Consider the following 19023-nt stretch of genomic DNA (forward strand, 5'->3'; position numbering starts at 1 on the left):
GGACACTGGGGTCTGGCGCGGGGCAGGCTCCACCACCGAAGGGCAATGCCACGGATGGCGCCCCTGGCCGTCGCGCGGTCCGGAGGGCCGGTACCCGCGGCCAGGCGGCGTCCGCCGCACCGTTCGCGGCGGGGAACGAGGTCCCACGACCTGTTTCTCCTAGCGGCGGACGCGGGCGCCGGGTGAGGCTCCCGCCATGGCCTGTTGCCGGATCAGTGACGGTCGCCGCGGTTTGCCCTGCCGGCCGCCGCGCACGCCGGCCGCGCGATGTCCCCACAGCGTCGATGTTGCATGGCAACATCAGGCCACTCCCTGCCCTCCGGTTTCCGATGCCGCGCGTCCTCCTGGTCAACGACACGGACAAGCCGATCGCCGAGCTGCGGCAGGCGCTGGCCGATGCCGGCTGCGAGGTGCTGTCGCACGTCTCCACCGCGGGCCTGCTGCGCGCGGTGCAGGAGCAGCAGCCGGACGTGGTGATCCTGGACGTCGAATCGCCCTCGCGCGACACCCTCGAACAGCTGGCCATCGTCGACCGGCATGCGCCGCGCCCGGTGGTGATGTTCTCGGCCGACGGCGACGAACGCCTGATCCGCGAAGCGCTGGGTGCCGGCGTGGCCGCCTACGTGGTCGACGGGCTGGCGCCGGGACGGCTGGCGCCGATCCTGCGCGTGGCCATGGCCCGCTTCGAGCAGCAGGCGCATGTGCGCCAGCGCGTGGACGAGCTGGAGCAGCGCCTGCAGGACCGCAAGGACATCGAACGCGCCAAGGGCCTGCTGATGGACCGCCGCGGCATGGCCGAGGCCGAGGCCTACGCCGCGCTGCGCCAGCAGGCGATGAAACAGGGCCTCAAGCTCGCGGACGTGGCGCGCCGCATCCTGGCCATGGCCGACCTGCTGGGCTGACCGCATGACCGATACCCGCGCCACCACCGCCTTCCTCCGCCCGCTGGACGTGGGCTTCATGCCGCTGCTGGACGCCGCGCCCCTGCTGGCCGCCTCGCACCTGGGCCTGGACCGGCGCCACGGCCTGCAGCTGCGCCTGCACCGACAGCCGTCGTGGGCCACGCTGCGCGACCGCCTGCTCACCGGCGCGCTGGACGCGGCGCAGGCGATGTCGGCGATGGTGCTGGGCGTGCAGGCGGGGATCGGCGGGCCGCAGGCGGACCTGGCCATCCTGCTGGGGCTCAACCGCAACGGCCAGGCGATCGTGCTGTCACCGGCGCTGGCCGCCGGCCTGGCCGAGGGCGGTCCGCTGCCGGAGCTGCTGCGCGCGCTGCCGCGCCGGCCGGTATTCGCCCAGACCTTCCCCACGGGCACCCATGCGCTCTGGCTCTACTACTGGCTCGCCGCGCAGGGCGTGGATCCGCTGCGCGACATCGAGGCGGTGACCCTGCCGCCGCCGCGCATGCCGCGGGCGCTGGCGGCCGGCGAGATCGACGGCTTCTGCGCCGGCGAACCCTGGGGCGCGGAGGCCGAGAACCTGGGCGGGGGCCGGCGCGTGGTGACCAGCGGGCAGTTGTGGCCCGGGCATCCGGAAAAGGTGCTGGCGACGCGCCGCAGCTTCGCCGCGCTGGAACCGGAGGTGTCGGTCGCGCTCACCGCGGCGGTGCTGGACGCCTGCCGCTGGCTTGACGCCGATCCGGACCATCGTCGCCAGGCCGCGCAGTGGCTGGCGGCCGACGACGCGATCGGCGTGCCGGCGCAGCGCCTGCTCGCCGGCCTGCTGCCGGCGGGCGAGCCCGGCCAGGTCCTGCAGTTCCACGCCGATGGCCAGGCGAACTTCCCGTGGATTTCCGATGGCCGCTGGATCCTCGGCCAGTTCCGCCGCTGGGACTGGCTGCCGCCGGCGGATGGCGACGAGGCCTGGCTGGCGGATGTGTTCCGCACCGGCAGCTACCGCGAGGCGGCGGCGATGCTGGGCGTGCCGGTGCCGCATGGGGATTCGCGCCCGGGCGCACCGACGCCGTCCTGAGCGCAACGTGCACGGGCACGGTGCGCGATGGCACCGCCGAGGTGCATGAGGCCGGCCAGTTGCGCCCGCCGGCTGTTCGACCTGGCGTCCAGGCAATCCCGCGAAACCAAGGCACAGCAAGGCTTCGCGTGACTTGTGCTGCACCCCAGCGGACGTTGGCACGCTGATTGCGTAGTCCATGGTGCGGGTGCAACGAGGTGCCCGCACCAAAACCTGCAAGTCCGGCCAACGGCGGCCGGCACGAAGACAACGGCGTCTTCCGGCCACCCGGCCGGGAGGCGCTTTTTTGTTTCCAGCTCCGCGGTGCCCCCACCGCTGCCAGGAGAGACCCGGATGGACCGTTCGTTCTGGAAAGCCGGACACACGCCGACCCTGCTGTCGGCCTTCCTCTACTTCGACCTCAGCTTCATGGTCTGGTACCTGCTGGGCCCGATGCAGGTGCAGATCGCGCAGGCGCTGCAACTGGACACCCAGCAGCGCGCGCTGATGGTGGCCGTGCCGATCCTGTGCGGTGCCGTGCTGCGCCTGTTCCTCGGCCTGCTGGCCGACCGCATCGGCGCCAAGACCACCGGCGTGCTGGCGCAGATCGTGGTGATCGCCGCGCTGGCCGTGGCCTGGCGGCTGGGCGTGCACAGCTTCGGCCAGGTGCTGCTGCTGGGCGCGGTGCTGGGCGTGGCCGGAGCCTCGTTCGCGGTGGCGCTGCCGCTGGCCTCGCGCTGGTATCCGCCACAGCACCAGGGCACGGCGATGGGCATCGCCGGCGCCGGCAACTCCGGCACCGTGTTCGCCGCGCTGCTGGCGCCTGCGCTGGCAGTGGCCTACGGCTTCCAGAACGTGTTCGGCCTGGCCTGCATCCCGCTGCTGCTGGTGCTGGCGGTGTTCTGGACCTGTGCGCGCGAGGCGCCGGTGGTGGTGGCACGCAAGGGGCTGGGCGACTACGCACGGGTGCTGGTCGGCAACCGCGACTCGTGGTGGTTCATGTTCTTCTACGCGATCACCTTCGGCGGCTTCTCCGGCTTCGCCAGCGCGCTGCCGGGCTATTTCCACGACCAGTTCGCGTTCGAACCGAAGGTCGCCGGCTGGGCCACCGCCGCCTGCGTGCTGGCCGGCTCGGTGATGCGGCCGCTCGGCGGCGTGATCGCCGACCGCATCGGCGGCACCCGTTCGCTGCAGGCGGTGTACGCCGCGGTGACGGTGCTGGTGGCCGCCGCGGCCTTGCAGGTGGGCGGCCCGGTGGTGACCGTGGCCCTGTTCGTGCTGACCCTGCTGTGCCTGGGCGCTGGCAACGGCGCGGTGTTCCAGCTGGTGCCGCAGCGCTTCGGCGCCGAGATCGGATTGATGACCGGACTGATCGGCATGGCCGGCGGCGTCGGCGGCTTCCTGCTGGCGGCCGGGCTGGGCGTGGTCAAGCAGCAGGCCGGCAGCTACGGCCCGGGGCTGTGGCTGTTCGCCGGCATCGCCCTGGCGGCCTCGCTGTGCCTGGTCGGGGTGAAGCAGCGCTGGCGCGTCGGCTGGGCACGCCTCGGCGACGCCCGCGTGTAGCGGTTCCTTCAGTTCCTTCCTCCCCCACAGCAGGCAGACCGCCATGAGCTACGTGAGCCCCTCCGAACTGGCCGCGAAGATGGTCGACGCAGGCCAGGCCAAGATCCTGATGTCCACCCGCGACACCGTGATCCGCGCCTACATGGCCGGCGCGATCCTCGCCCTGGCGGCCGCGTTCGCGGTGACCGTCACCGTGCAGACCGGGCAGCCGCTGCTGGGCGCGCTGCTGTTCCCGGTCGGCTTCTGCATCCTCTACCTGCTCGGCTTCGACCTGCTGACCGGCGTGTTCACCCTGTGTCCGCTGGCGGTGATCGACCGCCGCCCCGGCTGCACCTGGCGCGGGGTGCTGCGCAACTGGGGCCTGGTGTTCGCGGGCAACTTCGCCGGCGCGCTGACGGTGGCGGTGTTCATGTCGATCATCGTCACCTTCGGCTTCAGCACCGCGCCGGATGCCATCGGCCAGAAGCTGGGGCATATCGGCGAGGCGCGCACCCTGGGCTATGCCGCCCACGGCGCGGCCGGGATGCTGACCCTGTTCGTGCGCGGCGTGCTGTGCAACTGGATGGTCTCCACCGGCGTGGTCGGGGCGATGGTGTCCTCCCACGTGTCCGGCAAGGTCATCGCCATGTGGATGCCGATCATGGTGTTCTTCTACATGGGCTTCGAGCACTCCATCGTCAACATGTTCCTGTTCCCGAGCGGACTGATGCTCGGCGGGCAGTTCTCCTTCGGCGACTACCTGGTCTGGAACGAGATCCCGACCGTGGTCGGCAACCTGTTCGGCGGCCTGACCTTCGTCGGCCTGACCATGTACGCGACCCATGCCCGCACCGCCGCCGGTGCCGCCCTTGTGCCCCCTGCGCCCGCTTCGTCGCCGGCGCCGGGCGCCACTGCCGGGACCGCCTGAGTGCAGCCGGCCATGGCCAGTCCGACGATGACATCGCACGACCCCTTTGTTGCCATGGAAGGCGACTCCTCCCAGCACGCGGCACCGCTGCGGATCGTGGTCGATCCGCTGACCGGTCCGGAGATCGCGGCGCTGCTGCAGGAGCACCTGGACGAGATGTACCGGCTGTCGCCGCCGGAAAGCGTGCATGCGCTGGACCTCGACCGCCTGCGCGCGCCGGACATCACCTTCTGGAGCGCATGGGATGGCGACGTGCTGCTCGGCTGTGCCGCGCTGCGCGAGCTGGATCCGGCCCACGGCGAGGTCAAGTCGATGCGCACCGTGGCGCGCGCGCGTCGCCGCGGCGTGGCGGCGGCGCTGCTGTCGCGGGTGGTCGAAGAGGCGCGCAGTCGCGGCTACCGGCGGCTCAGCCTGGAGACCGGCAGCCAGCCCGCCTATGTGCCGGCACGCGCGCTGTACGCGCGTGCCGGCTTCCGTCCCTGCGCTCCGTTCGCGGCTTACGTCGAGGACCCCTGTTCCACGTTCATGACCCTGGCCCTGCAGGGGCCAAGCGAGGAAACACGATGAAGAAGCCCAGGCTGGTGGTGGTGGGCAACGGCATGGCCGGCATCCGCACGCTCGAGGAGCTGCTGAAGCTGGTGCCCGGGATGTACGACATCACGGTGTTCGGCGCCGAGCCGCATCCCAACTACAACCGCATCCTGCTGTCGCCGGTGCTGGCCGGCGAGCAGGACTTCGACGACATCGTGCTCAATCCGCTGTCCTGGTACGCGGACAACGGCATCACCCTGCACCTGGGCAAGGAGGTCACCCGGATCGACCGCGTGCGCCGCAGGGTGGTGGCGGCCGACGGCACCGAGGCCGAGTACGACCGCCTGCTGCTGGCCACCGGTTCGGTGCCCTTCATCCTGCCGATCCCCGGCAAGGACCTGAAGGGCGTCATCGGCTACCGCGACATCCACGACACCCGCACCATGATCGAGACCGCGAAGGTGAAGCGGAACGCGGTGGTGATCGGCGGTGGGCTGCTCGGGCTGGAGGCGGCCAACGGCCTCAGGCAGCGCGGCATGGAGGTGACCGTGGTGCACCTGGCCGGCTGGCTGCTGGAGCGCCAGCTCGACCCGGTGGCTGGTGCGCTGCTGGAGAAGTCGCTGCGCGAGCGCGGGCTGGACTTCAGGCTCAACACCTCGACCACGGAGATCGTCGGCAACGAGGCTGGCGAAGTGGCCGCGGTGCGCTTCTCCGACGGCGGGGAGGTCGCCGCCGACCTGGTGGTCATGGCCGCGGGCATCCGTCCCAACACCGCCCTGGCCCAGGCCGCCGGCATCCACTGCAACCGCGGCATCGTGGTCAACGACACCCTGCAGACCTACGACCCGCGGGTGTACGCGGTGGGCGAATGCGCGGCGCACCGCGGCATCGCCTACGGCCTGGTCGCGCCGCTGTTCGAGCAGGCGAAGATCTGCGCCAACCACCTGGCCACCTTCGGCATCGGTATCTACAAGGGCTCGGCGGTGTCGACCAAGCTCAAGGTCACCGGCATCGACCTGTTCTCCGCCGGCGACTTCATGGGCGGGGAGGGGACCGAGGAGATCGTGCTGTCGGATCCGGCCGCCGGCCTGTACCGCAAGCTGGTGATCCGCGATGACCGCCTGGTTGGGGCCTGCCTGTACGGCGACACCGCCGACGGCGCCTGGTACTTCAAGCAGATCAAGGACGGCACCGCGATCGGCGGGCGCCGCGACACCCTGGCTTTCGGCGAGACCGCGATGGGCGAGGCCGGCACCGCCGGCCAGGACCGCGCCGCGACCATGGCCGACACCGATGAGGTCTGCGGCTGCAACGGCGTGTGCAAGGGCACCATCGTCAAGGCGGTGCGCGAGCAGGGCCTGTTCACCGTGGACGAGGTCAAGAAGCACACCAAGGCCGCCAGCTCCTGCGGCTCGTGCACCGGCCTGGTCGAGCAGATCCTGATGAACTGCCTGGGCTCCAACTTCCAGGAGACGCCCAAGACCAAGGCGGTGTGCGGCTGCACCAGCCTTACCCACGGCGAGGTGCGCCAGGCGATCCGCGAGCACCACCTGGTCAGCCACGCCCAGGCCTACGCCTTCATGGAATGGCGCACGCCCAACGGCTGCGCCACCTGCCGCCCGGCGATCAACTACTACATGCTCTCGACCTGGCCGCGCGAGGCGGTGGACGACCCGCAGAGCCGCTTCATCAACGAGCGCGCGCACGCCAACATCCAGAAGGACGGCACCTTCTCGGTGGTGCCGCAGATGAAGGGCGGCGTCACCAATCCCTCCGAACTGCGCCGCATCGCCGACGTGGCCGACAAGTACGCCATCCCCATGGTCAAGGTCACCGGCGGCCAGCGCATAGACCTGCTGGGCGTGCGCAAGGAAGACCTGGTCGATGTCTGGCGCGACCTGGGAATGAAGTCCGGCCACGCCTACGGCAAGTCGATCCGCACGGTGAAGACCTGCGTGGGCAGCGAGTTCTGCCGCTTCGGCACCCAGAACAGCACGCAGATGGGCATCGACCTGGAAACCATGCTGGCCAACATGTGGAGCCCGCACAAGGTCAAGCTCGCCGTGTCCGGCTGCCCGCGCAACTGCGCCGAAAGCGGGATCAAGGACGTGGGCATCATCGCGGTGGATTCGGGATGGGAGATCCACGTCGGCGGCAACGGCGGGATCCGAACCGAGGTCGCGCAGTTCCTGTGCAAGGTGCGCACGGCCGAGGAAGTGAAGGAATACACCGGCGCCTTCCTGCAGCTGTACCGCGAAGAGGCGTACTACCTGGACCGCACCGTGCACTACATCCAGCGCGTGGGCCTGGAATACGTCAAGCGCAAGGTGGTCGAAGACGCCGAAAGCCGGCGCGCGCTGTACGAGCGCCTGCTCTATGCGCTGGAAGGCCTGCCGGATCCGTGGCAGGCGCGGATCGCCGGCGAGCGGCCGCGCGAGTACACGCCGCTGAAGCTGGAGGCGCCGGAGCGGCGCATCCCTGCGACCCTGGAGGACTGACATGCCCACGAATGCCAACTGGATGCGGGTGTGCACGCTCGGGGAAATCCCGCTGCTGGGATCGCGCGTGCTGGACTGCGGGCAGGGGGAGGCCATCGCCCTGTTCCGTCCCGAGGCGGGCAAGGTGTTCGCCCTGGCCGACCGCTGCCCGCATCGCGGCGGTCCGCTGTCGCAGGGCATCGTCGCCGGGGAAACGGTGACCTGCCCGCTGCACGGCTGGAACATCCGCCTCGACGACGGCCAGGCCTGCGCCCCGGACGTGGGCTGCGCCCGCACCTATCCCGTGCAGCTGCGCGGCGATGAGGTGTGGCTGGCGCTGCCACTGGAACCGGCCACGCCGGTGGGCGCAGCGGAGGCGGTGGCCTGATGGATGGCGCCGTCCGCACCGCGCAGGCGCCGCCGGCGGTGGAGCGGCGCACCACCCGCAGCACCTGCTGCTACTGCGGCGTGGGCTGCGGCGTGCTGGTGCACAGCCGGCACGATGCCGCCGGCGAACGCATCACGGGCGTGGAAGGCGATCCCCTGCATCCGGCCAACCTGGGCCGCCTGTGCAGCAAGGGTCGCACCCTGGCCGAGACCGCGCGCAGCCTGCACGGCCGCGCCCTGGTGCCGGAGCTGCGCCACCGCCGCCAGGATCCGCGCCGGCCGGTGGACTGGGCGGTGGCGCTGGACAGCGTGGCCGACCGCCTGGCGAACATCGTCGAGCGCCATGGCCCGGACGCGGTGGCGTTCTACCTGTCCGGGCAGCTGCTGACCGAGGACTACTACGTCTTCAACAAGCTGGCCAAGGGCCTGCTGCGCACCAACAACATCGATACCAACTCGCGGCTGTGCATGTCCGCCGCGGTGACCGGCTACAAGCTGGCCTTCGGCGCCGACGGCCCGCCCACCTGCTACGAGGACCTGGAACACGCGAAGACCGTGCTGTTCGCCGGCAGCAATGCCGCCTGGGCGCATCCGGTGCTGTTCCGGCGGCTGGAGGAGGCGCGGGCGAAGGATCCGGACGTGCGCTGGATCGTGGTCGATCCACGCCGCACCGATACCGCGGCCATGGCCGACCTGCACCTGCAGATCCAGCCCGGCACCGATGTCGCCCTGTTCAACGGCATGCTCCACCACCTGGTGTGGGAGGGGCTGCTCGACCAAGCCTTCATCGACCGCCACACCACCGGTTTCAGCGAACTCAAGCGCCTGCTGCGCGACTACAGCCCGCGCATGGCGGCGGAGATCTGCGGCGTGCCGGTCGAGGACCTGGTGACCGCGGCCGAGTGGTTCGGGCGCAGCCCGGCGTCGCTGTCGCTGTACTGCATGGGCCTGAACCAGTCGGTGCACGGCACCGACAAGAACCAGGCCCTGATCCACCTGCACCTGGCCACGCGCCAGCTGGGCCGTCCGGGGGCGGGGCCGTTCTCGTTGACCGGCCAGCCCAATGCCATGGGCGGGCGCGAGGTCGGCGGCATGGCGACCATGCTGGCCGCCCACCGCGAGATCGCCGATCCGGCGCACCGCGCCGAGGTCGAGGCCTTGTGGCAGCTGCCGCCCGGCAGTCTGTCGCCGCAGCCCGGACTGGCGGCGGTGGAGCTGTTCGAGGCCGTGCGCGCCGGCCGGATCAAGGCCATCTGGATCGCCTGCACCAACCCCGCGCATTCGATGCCCGACCTTGGCCCGGTGCGCGAGGCGCTGCAGCGCGCCGAGCTGGTGATCGTGCAGGAGGCCTTCGCCAATACCGATACCGTGCCTTACGCCGACGTGCTGCTGCCAGCCGCCACCTGGGGCGAGAAGGAGGGCACGGTCACCAATTCCGAACGCCGCATCTCGCGCGTGCGCGCCGCGGTGGCGCCGCCGGGACAGGCGCGTCCGGACTGGTGGATCGCACGCGAGGTCGCGCTGCGGCTGGAAGCGCGACTGGCCGTGCCGGGTGCCGCGCCGCTGTTCGCCGCCGACACGCCGGCGGCGATCTTCGCCGAGCACCGCGCGCTCACCGTGGGCCGTGACCTGGACATCGGTGGCCTCGACTACGAGGTGCTGGAACAACGTGGTCCGCAGCAGTGGCCGTTCCCGGCCGGTGCCACTGAGGGCCACGCCCGTCGCTACGTCGACGGCGTGTTCGCCACAGCCGATGGCCGCGCACGCTTCCACGCCACCCCGTACCGGCCGGTCGCCGAGCCGACTTCGGCGCGTTTCCCGCTGCGCCTGCTGACCGGGCGCCTGCGCGACCAGTGGCATGGCATGTCGCGCACCGGGCGGGTGCCGGCGCTGTACACGCACAGTCCCGAGCCTGCGCTGCGCATGCACCCGGAGGATGCGGCACGGCGCGGGTTCAAGGCCGGCGAGCTGGTGCGCGTGTCCAGCAAGCGCGGCGGCCTGGTATTGCCGCTGGAGCTGTCCGACGAGGTCGGCTCCGGCACCGTATTCGCGGCCATGCACTGGAGCGGCCAGCACCTGGCCAGCGGCGGCATCAACGAGCTCAGCCAGCCGGCGGTCGACGCGCGCTCGCGCCAGCCCGAGCTCAAGCACGCCGCGGTGCGGGTGGAGAGGGCGGACTTCGGCTGGCACCTGCTCGCCGCGCGCCGTGGCGAGGTGCTGGCGATGCACGCGGCCGTGCAGCCGTTGCTTGCGGCCTGCGGCTACGCCTCGGTCACGCTGCAGCCGGACGTGGATCCGGAGGCGGCCGAAGGCAGCGGCTGGTTGGTGCTGCGCGCCGCAGCCGACGGGGCGATGCCAGCCGACTGGCAGGCAGCGCTGGAGAACGCACTGGCCCTGGCCGCCTCCGCCGACACCCTCGAGTACCGCGACGCCCGCCGCGGCCAGCTCAAACGCGTGGCCTGGCGCGCCGTCGGCGGGGCCAGCCATATCGATGGCCTGCTCTGGAGCGACGTCCGTCCCGGCGGCGAAGCCCTGCTGCGCACCGCGCTGGCGGGCGAGCCCTGGCAGGGCTCGCGCCTGGCCGCCTTTGCCGCGCTGCCCGAAGTGGCGCGCGACCCGGTGGTCTGCGTCTGCCGCCAGGTCAGCGAATCGGCGATCCAGGCCGAAGTGCGCGCCGGCGCCGACCTGGCCGCGCTGAAGCAGCGCCTGGGCTGCGGCACGGTCTGTGGCTCCTGTGTCCCGCAACTCACCCGGCTCGTCCGCCAGGCCGCCAGCGCCTGACCGCCGCCCCCCACTGGAGACCCGCCATGGCCCGCGACCCCCGTCACCCTGCCGATCTCCGCCGCCCGCCCGCCGAGGTGGTGCTGCTGTCCGCCGGCCCCGGCGACCTGGAACTGCTGACGCTCAAGGCCGTGCGCGCCCTGCAGCAGGCCGAGGTGCTGCTGCTGGACGAGCTGGTCGATCCCGGCATCGTCGAGCTGGCGCCGCAGGCACGCGTGGTGCGGGTGGGCAAGCGTGGCGGCTGCCGCTCCACGCCACAGGCCTTCATCTGCCGGCTGATGCGGCGCTACGCGCTGCAGGGCCTCCGCGTGGTGCGGGTGAAGGGCGGCGAGGCGCTGATGTTCGGCCGTGCGGGCGAGGAGATCGCCTTCCTGCGCGAGGCCGGAGTCCCGGTACGCATCATCAATGGCGTCAGCGCCGCCTTCGCCGCTGCCGCCGCGCTGGGCGTGTCCCTGACCCACCGCCAGCACTGCCATGGTGTGAGCTTCGTCACGGCGCATACCGCCGACCACGGCGAGCCGGACTGGGCGGCGCTGGCGCGCAGCGGCACCACCTTGGCCATCTACATGGGCATGGGCCGGCTGGAGCGCATCGCCCGCGCCCTGCTGGTCCACCTGCCGGGCGACACGCCGGCCGCCGTGGTGCAGGCCGCGTCGCGGCAGGACGAACAGGCCCGGGCCACCACCCTGGCCGGGCTGCTCGCGCTTCCTGCCGCCGGCGAGGGGCTGCCCGGGGTGATCCTGATCGGCGGCGCCCTGGGCGAGGCCGCCGCGCTGGCGGGCAGGGCAGGCGAACCAGAACCGGAGGTCCGCGCGGCCGGCTGACGCGGCCGGCTGACGCGGCCGGGCCACGACAAGGGCGCAGCGGGCCCGTAGGGATTCTCTTAAGAATCGGCCAGGCCCCGGGAAGGGGTGGACACAATGCCGGCCGATCCTGCCCCGAGTCCCCCTGCGATGGAAGCCCTGACCAACCTGCCTTCCCTGCCGCCCCTGGCGCTGCTGCAGCCGGGCGAATTGCCGCCGTCGCCGGCTTCCGATGGAGCCTCCGCGGGTGGCTTCGGGGACATGTTCCAGAAGGTCCTGCACCAGGTCGACGCGGTCCAGCACGAGGCCGCGCGCCAGGTCGAGGCGGTCGAGACCGGCGCCAGCGACGACCTGGTCGGCGCCATGCTCGCCAGCCAGGAGGCCAGCCTCTCGTTCTCGATGCTGATCCAGGTGCGCAACAAGGTCATGGCCGCGTTCGACGACCTCATGAAGACCACGGTCTGAGCGGGCGCCCACGGACGTGATCGAACGCCTCAAGCCCCTGGCCCAGCGCTGGCTCCCCGCCTCGCTGCCGCGCCCGTCCCCGGCCACCCTGTCGCGGCTGCTGCCGGTGGTGCTGCTGGCCCTGGCGCTGACCGCGCTGGGGATGATGTACCTGCACCACGCCGACTCGCGCTACAAGCCGGTGTTCGGCGCGCAGGAGAAGGTGGTGGCGGCCGACGTGATGTCGGTGCTCGACGCCGAGGGCATTCCCTACCGCCTGCACCCGGACACCGGCCAGGTGCTGGTGCCGGACTCGCGCCTGGGCCAGGTGCGCATGCTGCTGGCCGCGCGCGGCGTGGTCGCGCGCCTGCCGGACGGCCTGGAGGTGGTCGACCAGAAGGATCCGCTGGGCGTCAGCCAGTTCGTGCAGGACGTGCGCTTCCGCCGCGGGCTGGAAGGCGAGCTGGTGCAGAGCATCGTCACCCTCGACCCGGTGCAGTCGGCGCGCGTGCACCTGTCGGTGGCCAAGTCCTCCTCCTTCATCCTCAGCGATGGTGACAAGAGCTCGGCCTCGGTGGTGCTGGCGCTCAAGCCGGGACGCCGCCTCAACAAGGAGCAGGTCGCGGCGATCATCGCCATGGTCTCCGGCAGCGTCGCCAACCTCGATCCGGCGCGGGTGTCGGTGGTGGACCAGGCCGGCAACTTCCTGTCGGCCGGCGTCGACCCGGCCAGCCCGCACGGTGGCGACAACAGCGAGCTGGCCACCCGCGTGCGCGAGGAAACCCTGCGCAACATCCAGGACCTGCTCGGCCCCACCCTGGGCGACGGCAACTTCCGCGCCTCGGTGGCGGTGGAAGTGGACCAGGACCGCATCGAGGAAACCCGCGAACAGTACGGCGAGGCCCCGCGCGTCACCCAGGAGGCCACGCGCGAGGAAAACGACAGCGGGGTGATCCCGCTGGGCGTGCCGGGCGCGCTGTCCAACCGCCCCGTGGCGGTGGCCGGTGCCGCCAACGACGCCCCCGAGGGTCCGCGTTCGCAGAAGAACGCGCTCACCCGCCAGTACGTGTACGACCGCAACGTGGTCCAGATCCGGCGCAGCCCAGTGCGGCTCAAGCGCCTGAGCGTGGCGGTGGGGCTGAAGTCGCCGCCGAAGAAGGTGGTGGTGGCGTAGTTGATCGCCACCTGCAGCGGCTCGGGGCCGTCGGGGGGGCCCAGGGCGATGTTGATCGGCGCGGCAGGGGCGACCAGCTGGCCGGTGGTGCCGAACTGCAGGTTGGAGGTGACCGGGCCGGTGCCGTCGTCGACCAGGGTGCCGTCGACGGCGTAGTAGACGGTCACGTCGTTGCCGGCGCCGGGCACGAAGTACTGGCTGAGGGTGTGCTGGCGGCCCAGCGAGTCGTACAGGCTGGAGACCTGCACGCCGTTGTAGGTGGTGGCATCGGCCATGTCGAACGGCGCGGCCGGCGCCTGCCAGTCGGCGGACATGTTGCCGGCGTAGTTCAGCGTGCTGCTGGCGGCGGCGGGCATGGCCTCGGTCGGCACGCTCAGGTCGCCCAGCACGCCGCCGGAGGCGGTGCCGTAGCCCTGCACGCGACGGCCGATGGAGTCCACCACGAAGCCGTCCTTGTCCACGTTGAACTGGCCGACGCGCGAATAGACCATCGCGCCGTTGCTGTCGCGGGCGACGAAGAAGCCGCGGCCCTGGATCGCGGCGTCGAGGCTGCGGCCGGTGGCCAGCACGTTGCCGCCCAGGCTCATCGACTGCGTGGTCGAGCCCACGTACACGCCGCCGGCCTTGCCCTGGGAGTACGCCGAGGCGAAGTTGGCGCGACCGGACTTGAAGCCGTAGCTGCCGCTGTTGGCGATGTTGTTGCTGATCTGGTCGAGCTGGCCGGTGACTGCGTTGAGGCCGCCGAGTGCGATGTTGAATGCCATGGACCGTCAGGCTCCCTGCTGCGAGGTGGTCTGGGTGCCGCCGTTGCGGCCCAGGAATCGGGAGATGTCGCCGGTGCCGACTTCGCCGACGCCGGAGACGTCGAGCACGACCCGGCCCTGCGCATCCAGGCGCACGCCGAGCAGGCGGCCCTGGAGTTCGGCGCGCGGCGCTTCGCCGCTGCCGGTCTCGATCTTCAGGGTGTAGCGGCCGGCGACCAGGCCGTGCTGGCGCGGATCGATGCTGAAATTGATCGTGCCGGCGTCCTGCGGACCCATGGCAATGCGGTGGGTGTTGCCGTCGGCGCCGGTCAGCAGCAATGCCACGTCGGTGGCGGCCGACTGCAGGACGAATACGCCCTTGACCGGCTCGCCGTCGAGGCTGACGCCGCCGGCGGCGACCATCATGTCGCTGCCGACCTGCGCGCCGAGGTTCACCACCAGCATGCTTTCCTGCAGCGCCGCGGAACTGCTGGTCAGGCTGGACAGGGTCTGCATCGTCTCGACCTGGGTCATCGAGGCGAACTGGTTGATGAAGTCCTTGCTCTCCATCGGCGACAGCGGATCCTGGTTGCGGATCTGCGCGACCAGCAGGGTCATGAACAGGTCCGAGACGCTGCCGTTGCCCGCCACCGCGTTGCCGGCGTTGCCGCCGCCCGCGCCGGCCAGCAGCGCGTTGTCAACCGCGGTCATGCTCCTTCTCCCATCTTCAGCACCGCCTGCTGCATGCCGTTGAGGCGCACCAGCACCTCGACGTTGGTGGAGTACGCGCGGGAGGCGGCGAGCATGTCCGCCATCTCCTCGACCGGATTGACGTTGGAGTAGAAGACCATGCCGTTCTCGTCGGCCAGCGGATTGCCGGGCTCGTGGCGCGATTCCAGCGGATCCTGGCTGGTGACCACGTCCAGCACCTGCACCCGCGCGCCGAGGCCGTTGAACACCGAGGCGAACACCGGCTTGCGCGCCACGTAGGCGCTGTCGGCGGTGCCGGCGGTGTCGGCGTTGGCCAGGTTGCTGGCGATGGTGTTCATGCGCACGGTCTGGGCGGCCATGGCCGAACCGGCGATCTCCACGCTCTGCTTGAAGCTCATCGTGCTTACCCGTTGCCCTGGATCGCCGCGGCCAAGGCCCTTGAGCTTCATGTTCACGAAGGTCAGGCTGGTCTGGAAATCGAGTGCGTTCTGCACGAACTCGGCCTGTTCGACCCCGAGCTCGACCGTGTTGCCGTCCTGCGATGGACGGCTGGGGACGCGGTAGAGGGTCGCGTCGGACTGGAACGTCGGCAGCGTCCCGGATGCGCCCAGCGCGGCTTCGTCCAGGCGCGCGCGGAAGTCGAGGTCGCGCGCCTGGTAGCCGGGCGTGTTCTCGTTGGCAAGGTTGGATGCCAGGACCTGCGCGCGCTCGCCGCGCAGCTTCAGTGCCGCCGGATGCAGGCCCAGTGCCTGCCCGAGATTGATACCCATGCCTTCTTCCCGTTCCTCTGGTGGCCGCGGCAACCCACGACCGGGCCGTCGCATGGTAGGGAGGGGGCTGCGCCGGGGGCGGAATCTAAAAAGATCCTGAGCGAACGCCGCCACGTGGCGCGGCTAAGCTGCACGGCATGCCCGCCTTGAGCCGATCCCACCCATTGTCTGCCGCCCGCCGGTGGCTGGCGGCGTGGTCGTTGATGCTCGTCACAGTCGCCGCCACCGCCGCGCCTGCGCCCGGATCCGCGCCGCAGGCCCAGGCGGAAAAGGCGGCGCGTGCCTGGGTGCAGGCGCGCGTCGCTGCGATGGGCGTGGACGGAGCGCGGGTGGAGGCGTCGATGCTGCCGGCCGCGCGACGCATGCCCGAATGCCCTGTTGCGCTGGCCATGCAGGTGGCCGATGTGAAGGACGGCGAGCGCTTCGACCGGTTGCAGGTGGTGGCGCGCTGCCCGGAAACGGGGACCGAGGGGCGGTTCACGGTTCGCGCCTCGGCAGGCGTCGCCGGCGTGGTCGCGCGCGAGGAGCTGCTGGCCGGCGAACCGCTGCAGCCTTCGGCGCTGCAGATGGCGGAGCAGGACCTGGCCGCGTTGCCCGACCTGCTGCTGTCGCCCGAGGAGGCCAGGGGCTTCAGCAGCCGGCGCACCCTGCGACCCGGCCAGCCGCTGCGGCGTTCGCTGCTGCAGGGTGGAAGCGCGGTCGGCCGCGGCCGGCCGGTGCGTATCGTCGCCGGCGGGCGGGGGTTCCAGGGCGCGATCGCGGGCCCCGCGCTGGAGGACGGGGCGGTGGGCGAGGTCGTGCGCATCCGCAACGCCAGCACCGGCAGGCCCGCCAGGGCGACGGTGCTCGGTCCCGGCGTGGTAAGCCTCGAGGCGCAGCCCTAGGCCGCCGCCGCGCGGATCGCAGGCAAACAAAAAGCCCTGCGATGCGGGGCTTTTCTCGTTCCAGGCGGATGGTGGCTACGGGTGGACTCGAACCACCGACCCCAGCATTATGAGTGCTGTGCTCTAACCGGCTGAGCTACGTAGCCGAAAACCCGCGGGCCTGGCCGCGATCCCTGCCGCGCGGGTATCCGGCGCCGGGGAACTGCGAATTTTTCACGTTCCTGGCCGCGCTGTCAATCGGCGCTTGTCGCCCCGTCGGGGGCGTGGCATTGTCGGGACAGTCGAATTTCTTGGAGTCCGCATCGTGATCGATCCGGACGGATACAGGCCGAACGTCGGCATCGTGCTCATGCGCGAGGACGGACAGGTGTTCTGGGCGCGACGGGTGCGCCGGGACGGCTGGCAGTTCCCGCAGGGCGGCATGCGCAGCGACGAAACACCGGTCGAGGCGATGTACCGGGAGCTCTACGAGGAGACCGGGCTGTCCCCCGAACACGTCGAGCTGCTGGGGGCGACCCCGGGCTGGCTGCGTTACCGGCTGCCCGGGCGGGCCATCCGCCGCGGCGGTCCCGGACCGGTTTGCATCGGCCAGAAGCAGGTGTGGTTCCTGCTGCGGCTGGTGGGCGACGAATCCCTGGTGCGCTTCGACGCCACCGACACCCCCGAGTTCGACCACTGGCGCTGGGTGGATTTCTGGTACCCGGTCGAGCACGTGGTGACCTTCAAGCGCGGCGTCTACGCCCGTGCCCTGCGCCATCTGGCGCCGCTGGCGACCAGTAGCGGGGCCAGCCTGCGGCAGATGCCAGGCGCGGCGCAGCAGGCCTGGCTACCCGGCAACAGCGCAGGGCACGACCGCCCGCGCAGGCGTCCACGCCACCAGCACGGCGGGCGTTCATCCGCCTGAACCCAGGGAGGCTCGCCCTGCCGGAATGCAATTGACAACGGTTCTCATTCAGTGTGGAATGACACCCGGTTCAGCCACATGAGACCGCCGTGTACGTCTGCATCTGCAATGGGGTCACCGACCGCCAGATCCGCGAAGCCGTCGAGGGTGGCTGCGAGACCGTTTCCGAACTGACCATGCGTACCGGCTGCGGCGCCACCTGCGGCACCTGCCTGCCGATGGCCGCCGACCTGATGGCCGACTACCGCGCCCGCGCGCTGCCGCTGCCGCTGCTGCAGGCAGCCTGATCGGCCCGCCGGCCATGCCGGCCGGCGATGCACACGATTCGCGTTACCTCGCCGCGCGCCACGGCGCGCTAGAGTGCGCCCATCCCCACGGCAGAGGAGCGCTGGCGATGAAAGGCGACGCGAAGGTCATCGAGTACCTCAACAAGGCCCTGTACAACGAGCTCACCGCGATCAACCAGTACTTCCTGCACGCCAAGATGCTGAAGAACTGGGGGCTCAAGGAGCTGGCCGAGCACGAGTACAAGGAATCGATCGAGGAGATGCACCACGCCGACTGGCTGGCCGAGCGCATCCTGTTCCTCGAGGGCCTGCCGAACTTCCAGGCGCTGGGCAAGCTGCGGATCGGCGAGGGCCCGCGCGAGGTGCTCGAGTGCGACCTGGCGCTGGAGCTGGAAGGCATTCCGCTGCTGCGCGAAGCCATCGCCTACGCCGATTCGGTCGGCGACTACGTCAGCCGCCAGCTGTTCACGAAGATCCTCGACAACGAGGAGGAGCACGTGGACTGGCTCGAGACCCAGCTGGACCTGGTCGCCCGCATCGGCGAGCAGAACTACCTGCTGAGCAAGCTCGAGGACTGATTCCCCGCCACCGAGGCCAGCCAGGACTGTAGCGCGGTCCTGGCGCGAGCGAACTCGGCGATCAGCAGCGCGGTGGTCACGGCCGGGCGCTCGAGGGTGCCGGTGCGCGCGCCGTTCTCGATCTTGCGGGCCACCGCCGACAGCGCCAGCGCGCCGACATTGGCGCTGGACGACTTCAGCGCATGCGCGGCCTCGCGCATCGCCACCAGGTCGGGCGCGATCGACGCCTGCTCCAGTTGCCGCACCAGGCGCGGCGCGTCCTCCAGGAACAGGTTGACGATGGCCATCGCGTCGTTGCCGGCGATCTGGCGCAGTTCCTCCAGCATCTCCAGGTCCAGCACGGGCGCGGGCGGTTCGGCCGGCGGCTGCGCGGGCGCTGGCGCCGGCGCGGGACGGACCGGTGCCTGCGCGGCAGTGCGCATGCCGGTTGCGGCCGCGCCGTAGGGCGAGGGCGCAGCAGCAGGGCGGGCCTGGGTCGGGGCGGGTGCCGATGCCGGACGCGCCGGTGCCGGTGCCGGACGGGTACCGGCCAGTCCGGGAGTCGCGGTGGCCGGCGAGGCGAAGCCGGGCGCCGGGCCGGCCGTCGTCCGCGGCATGGCGGACCTTGCAGGCGCAGCCGGTGCCGCCGGCGCCGCCGGCGCCGCGGGAGCGGCGGGCTGGGCTGGCTGCGCCCCGCTGGAGTCCGGCTGCAGCCAGCGCTGCAGGCAGGCGGCGAGCTGCTCGCGCGCCACCGGCTTGGACAGGTAGTCGTCCATGCCGGCGTCCAGGCAGCGCTGGCGGTCGCCGGCCCTGACGTTGGCGGTCATCGCCACGATCGGCAGCCGCCTGGCGCCGGTCGCGGCTTCCCGCTCGCGCCAGCGGCGGGTCGCGGTGTACCCGTCCAGGACCGGCATCTGGCAGTCCATGAGCACCAGGTCGTACTCGGTCACCGCCAGGCGCTGCAGCGCGATCTCGCCGTTGGCGGCGGTGTCGCAGCCGTAGCCGAGCACCGACAGCAGCTTCTGCGCCACGAGCAGGTTCACCGGGTTGTCCTCGACCAGGAGCAGGCGCGGCTGCTGCGTGGCGGGCTCCGGCCCGGTGGGGGCCGGGGGGGCGGGGGGGGGTGGTCGCTTGTCTCACCCGTGCGCGG

Annotated in this window: 17 protein-coding genes, 1 tRNA gene and 2 pseudogenes; 15 read left to right on the top strand and 5 right to left on the bottom strand. The window is 71.4% G+C overall.

The features are described from left to right. The first annotated feature begins 329 nt into the window (after positions 1–329). The 11 genes from CSC68_RS14775 to fliF all read left to right on the top strand — a co-directional run bounded on the left by CSC68_RS14775 (position 330) and on the right by fliF (position 13017). Entirely contained in the window at positions 330–902 is a 573-nt protein-coding gene (locus tag CSC68_RS14775; protein WP_162204371.1) for an ANTAR domain-containing response regulator, read from the top strand. A gap of 4 nt (positions 903–906) precedes the next feature. Then, on the top strand, positions 907–1971 hold the full coding sequence (locus tag CSC68_RS14780; protein ID WP_162204372.1) for a CmpA/NrtA family ABC transporter substrate-binding protein: 1065 nt from the start codon (positions 907–909) through the stop codon (positions 1969–1971). A 372-nt stretch (positions 1972–2343) separates the two neighbouring features. Then, entirely contained in the window at positions 2344–3513 is a 1170-nt protein-coding gene (locus CSC68_RS14785) for a nitrate/nitrite transporter (protein WP_211365771.1), read from the top strand. Positions 3514–3556: 43 nt separating this feature from the next. Beyond that, on the top strand, positions 3557–4420 hold the full coding sequence (locus CSC68_RS14790; RefSeq protein WP_162204374.1) for a formate/nitrite transporter family protein: 864 nt from the start codon (positions 3557–3559) through the stop codon (positions 4418–4420). 27 nt (positions 4421–4447) lie between these two features. After that, complete coding sequence (locus tag CSC68_RS14795) at positions 4448–4987, top strand: GNAT family N-acetyltransferase (protein ID WP_246193614.1); 540 nt, start codon at positions 4448–4450, stop codon at positions 4985–4987. Beyond that, positions 4984–7449, top strand: a complete 2466-nt coding sequence (nirB, locus tag CSC68_RS14800) for a nitrite reductase large subunit NirB (RefSeq protein WP_125075835.1) — start codon at positions 4984–4986, stop codon at positions 7447–7449. Before CSC68_RS14795 ends, nirB begins: the two co-directional genes overlap by 4 nt. 1 nt (position 7450) lies before the next feature. Beyond that, complete coding sequence (gene nirD / locus CSC68_RS14805) at positions 7451–7816, top strand: nitrite reductase small subunit NirD (protein ID WP_013534064.1); 366 nt, start codon at positions 7451–7453, stop codon at positions 7814–7816. Next, positions 7816–10596, top strand: a complete 2781-nt coding sequence (locus CSC68_RS14810; protein WP_162204375.1) for a nitrate reductase — start codon at positions 7816–7818, stop codon at positions 10594–10596. Before nirD ends, CSC68_RS14810 begins: the two co-directional genes overlap by 1 nt. A 77-nt stretch (positions 10597–10673) precedes the next feature. Next, the gene (cobA, locus tag CSC68_RS14815; RefSeq protein WP_211365772.1) at positions 10674–11420 is read left to right on the top strand and encodes a uroporphyrinogen-III C-methyltransferase; all 747 of its coding nucleotides are present in this window, start codon (positions 10674–10676) and stop codon (positions 11418–11420) included. A gap of 129 nt (positions 11421–11549) precedes the next feature. Continuing rightward, positions 11550–11864: a flagellar hook-basal body complex protein FliE gene (gene fliE, locus CSC68_RS14820; RefSeq protein WP_162204377.1), complete on the top strand. Its 315-nt coding sequence runs from the start codon at positions 11550–11552 to the stop codon at positions 11862–11864. Positions 11865–11880: 16 nt separating this feature from the next. Next, positions 11881–13017: a flagellar basal-body MS-ring/collar protein FliF gene (gene fliF, locus CSC68_RS14825; protein WP_162204378.1), complete on the top strand. Its 1137-nt coding sequence runs from the start codon at positions 11881–11883 to the stop codon at positions 13015–13017. Between the two features lie 17 nt (positions 13018–13034). Here the strand turns inward: fliF and CSC68_RS16175 are convergent. The 3 genes and pseudogenes from CSC68_RS16175 to flgC form a co-directional block, all read right to left on the bottom strand. Beyond that, positions 13035–13781 (bottom strand): annotated as a pseudogene (locus tag CSC68_RS16175) (flagellar hook-basal body complex protein); the annotation flags it as partial. Positions 13782–13787: 6 nt separating this feature from the next. Beyond that, positions 13788–14471: a flagellar hook capping FlgD N-terminal domain-containing protein gene (locus tag CSC68_RS14835; RefSeq protein WP_162204379.1), complete on the bottom strand. Its 684-nt coding sequence runs from the start codon at positions 14469–14471 to the stop codon at positions 13788–13790. After that, the gene (gene flgC / locus CSC68_RS16180) at positions 14468–15241 is read right to left on the bottom strand and encodes a flagellar basal body rod protein FlgC (protein WP_281353884.1); all 774 of its coding nucleotides are present in this window, start codon (positions 15239–15241) and stop codon (positions 14468–14470) included. The genes CSC68_RS14835 and flgC overlap by 4 nt, the downstream gene beginning before the upstream one ends. A 203-nt stretch (positions 15242–15444) precedes the next feature. Here flgC and flgA point away from each other — a divergent pair, with 203 nt between their 5' ends. Further along, entirely contained in the window at positions 15445–16125 is a 681-nt protein-coding gene (flgA, locus tag CSC68_RS14850; protein WP_162204380.1) for a flagellar basal body P-ring formation chaperone FlgA, read from the top strand. 69 nt (positions 16126–16194) lie between these two features. Here the strand turns inward: flgA and CSC68_RS14855 are convergent. Further along, positions 16195–16271, bottom strand: a tRNA-Met gene (locus CSC68_RS14855). Positions 16272–16429: 158 nt separating this feature from the next. Between CSC68_RS14855 and CSC68_RS14860 the strand changes: the two genes are divergently transcribed. The 3 genes from CSC68_RS14860 (at position 16430) to bfr (ending at position 17894) form a co-directional block, all read left to right on the top strand. Beyond that, complete coding sequence (locus tag CSC68_RS14860) at positions 16430–17029, top strand: RNA pyrophosphohydrolase (protein ID WP_162204381.1); 600 nt, start codon at positions 16430–16432, stop codon at positions 17027–17029. 89 nt (positions 17030–17118) lie between these two features. Beyond that, the gene (locus tag CSC68_RS14865) at positions 17119–17316 is read left to right on the top strand and encodes a (2Fe-2S)-binding protein (protein ID WP_162204382.1); all 198 of its coding nucleotides are present in this window, start codon (positions 17119–17121) and stop codon (positions 17314–17316) included. A gap of 107 nt (positions 17317–17423) precedes the next feature. Further along, positions 17424–17894, top strand: coding sequence for a bacterioferritin (gene bfr / locus CSC68_RS14870; protein WP_162204383.1), 471 nt, complete (start codon positions 17424–17426; stop codon positions 17892–17894). Here the strand turns inward: bfr and CSC68_RS14875 are convergent. After that, positions 17867–18997, bottom strand: a pseudogene (locus CSC68_RS14875) (response regulator); the annotation flags it as partial. The gene bfr and the pseudogene CSC68_RS14875 sit on opposite strands and share 28 nt — an antisense overlap. Positions 18998–19023: the final 26 nt, after the last annotated feature.

Origin of the sequence: Pseudoxanthomonas suwonensis (genome assembly GCF_010093235.1) — a bacterium.
Taxonomy (GTDB): domain Bacteria; phylum Pseudomonadota; class Gammaproteobacteria; order Xanthomonadales; family Xanthomonadaceae; genus Pseudoxanthomonas; species Pseudoxanthomonas suwonensis.

Coding starts and splice junctions, on each gene's coding strand:
- CSC68_RS14775 (WP_162204371.1), top strand. CDS start 330: ATGCCGCGCGTCCTCCTGGTCAACGACACGGACAAGCCGATCGCCGAG.
- CSC68_RS14780 (WP_162204372.1), top strand. CDS start 907: ATGACCGATACCCGCGCCACCACCGCCTTCCTCCGCCCGCTGGACGTG.
- CSC68_RS14790 (WP_162204374.1), top strand. CDS start 3,557: ATGAGCTACGTGAGCCCCTCCGAACTGGCCGCGAAGATGGTCGACGCA.
- CSC68_RS14795 (WP_246193614.1), top strand. CDS start 4,448: ATGACATCGCACGACCCCTTTGTTGCCATGGAAGGCGACTCCTCCCAG.
- nirB (WP_125075835.1), top strand. CDS start 4,984: ATGAAGAAGCCCAGGCTGGTGGTGGTGGGCAACGGCATGGCCGGCATC.
- nirD (WP_013534064.1), top strand. CDS start 7,451: ATGCCCACGAATGCCAACTGGATGCGGGTGTGCACGCTCGGGGAAATC.
- CSC68_RS14810 (WP_162204375.1), top strand. CDS start 7,816: ATGGATGGCGCCGTCCGCACCGCGCAGGCGCCGCCGGCGGTGGAGCGG.
- fliE (WP_162204377.1), top strand. CDS start 11,550: ATGGAAGCCCTGACCAACCTGCCTTCCCTGCCGCCCCTGGCGCTGCTG.
- CSC68_RS14835 (WP_162204379.1), bottom strand. CDS start 14,471: ATGACCGCGGTTGACAACGCGCTGCTGGCCGGCGCGGGCGGCGGCAAC.
- flgC (WP_281353884.1), bottom strand. CDS start 15,241: ATGGGTATCAATCTCGGGCAGGCACTGGGCCTGCATCCGGCGGCACTG.
- flgA (WP_162204380.1), top strand. CDS start 15,445: ATGCTCGTCACAGTCGCCGCCACCGCCGCGCCTGCGCCCGGATCCGCG.
- bfr (WP_162204383.1), top strand. CDS start 17,424: ATGAAAGGCGACGCGAAGGTCATCGAGTACCTCAACAAGGCCCTGTAC.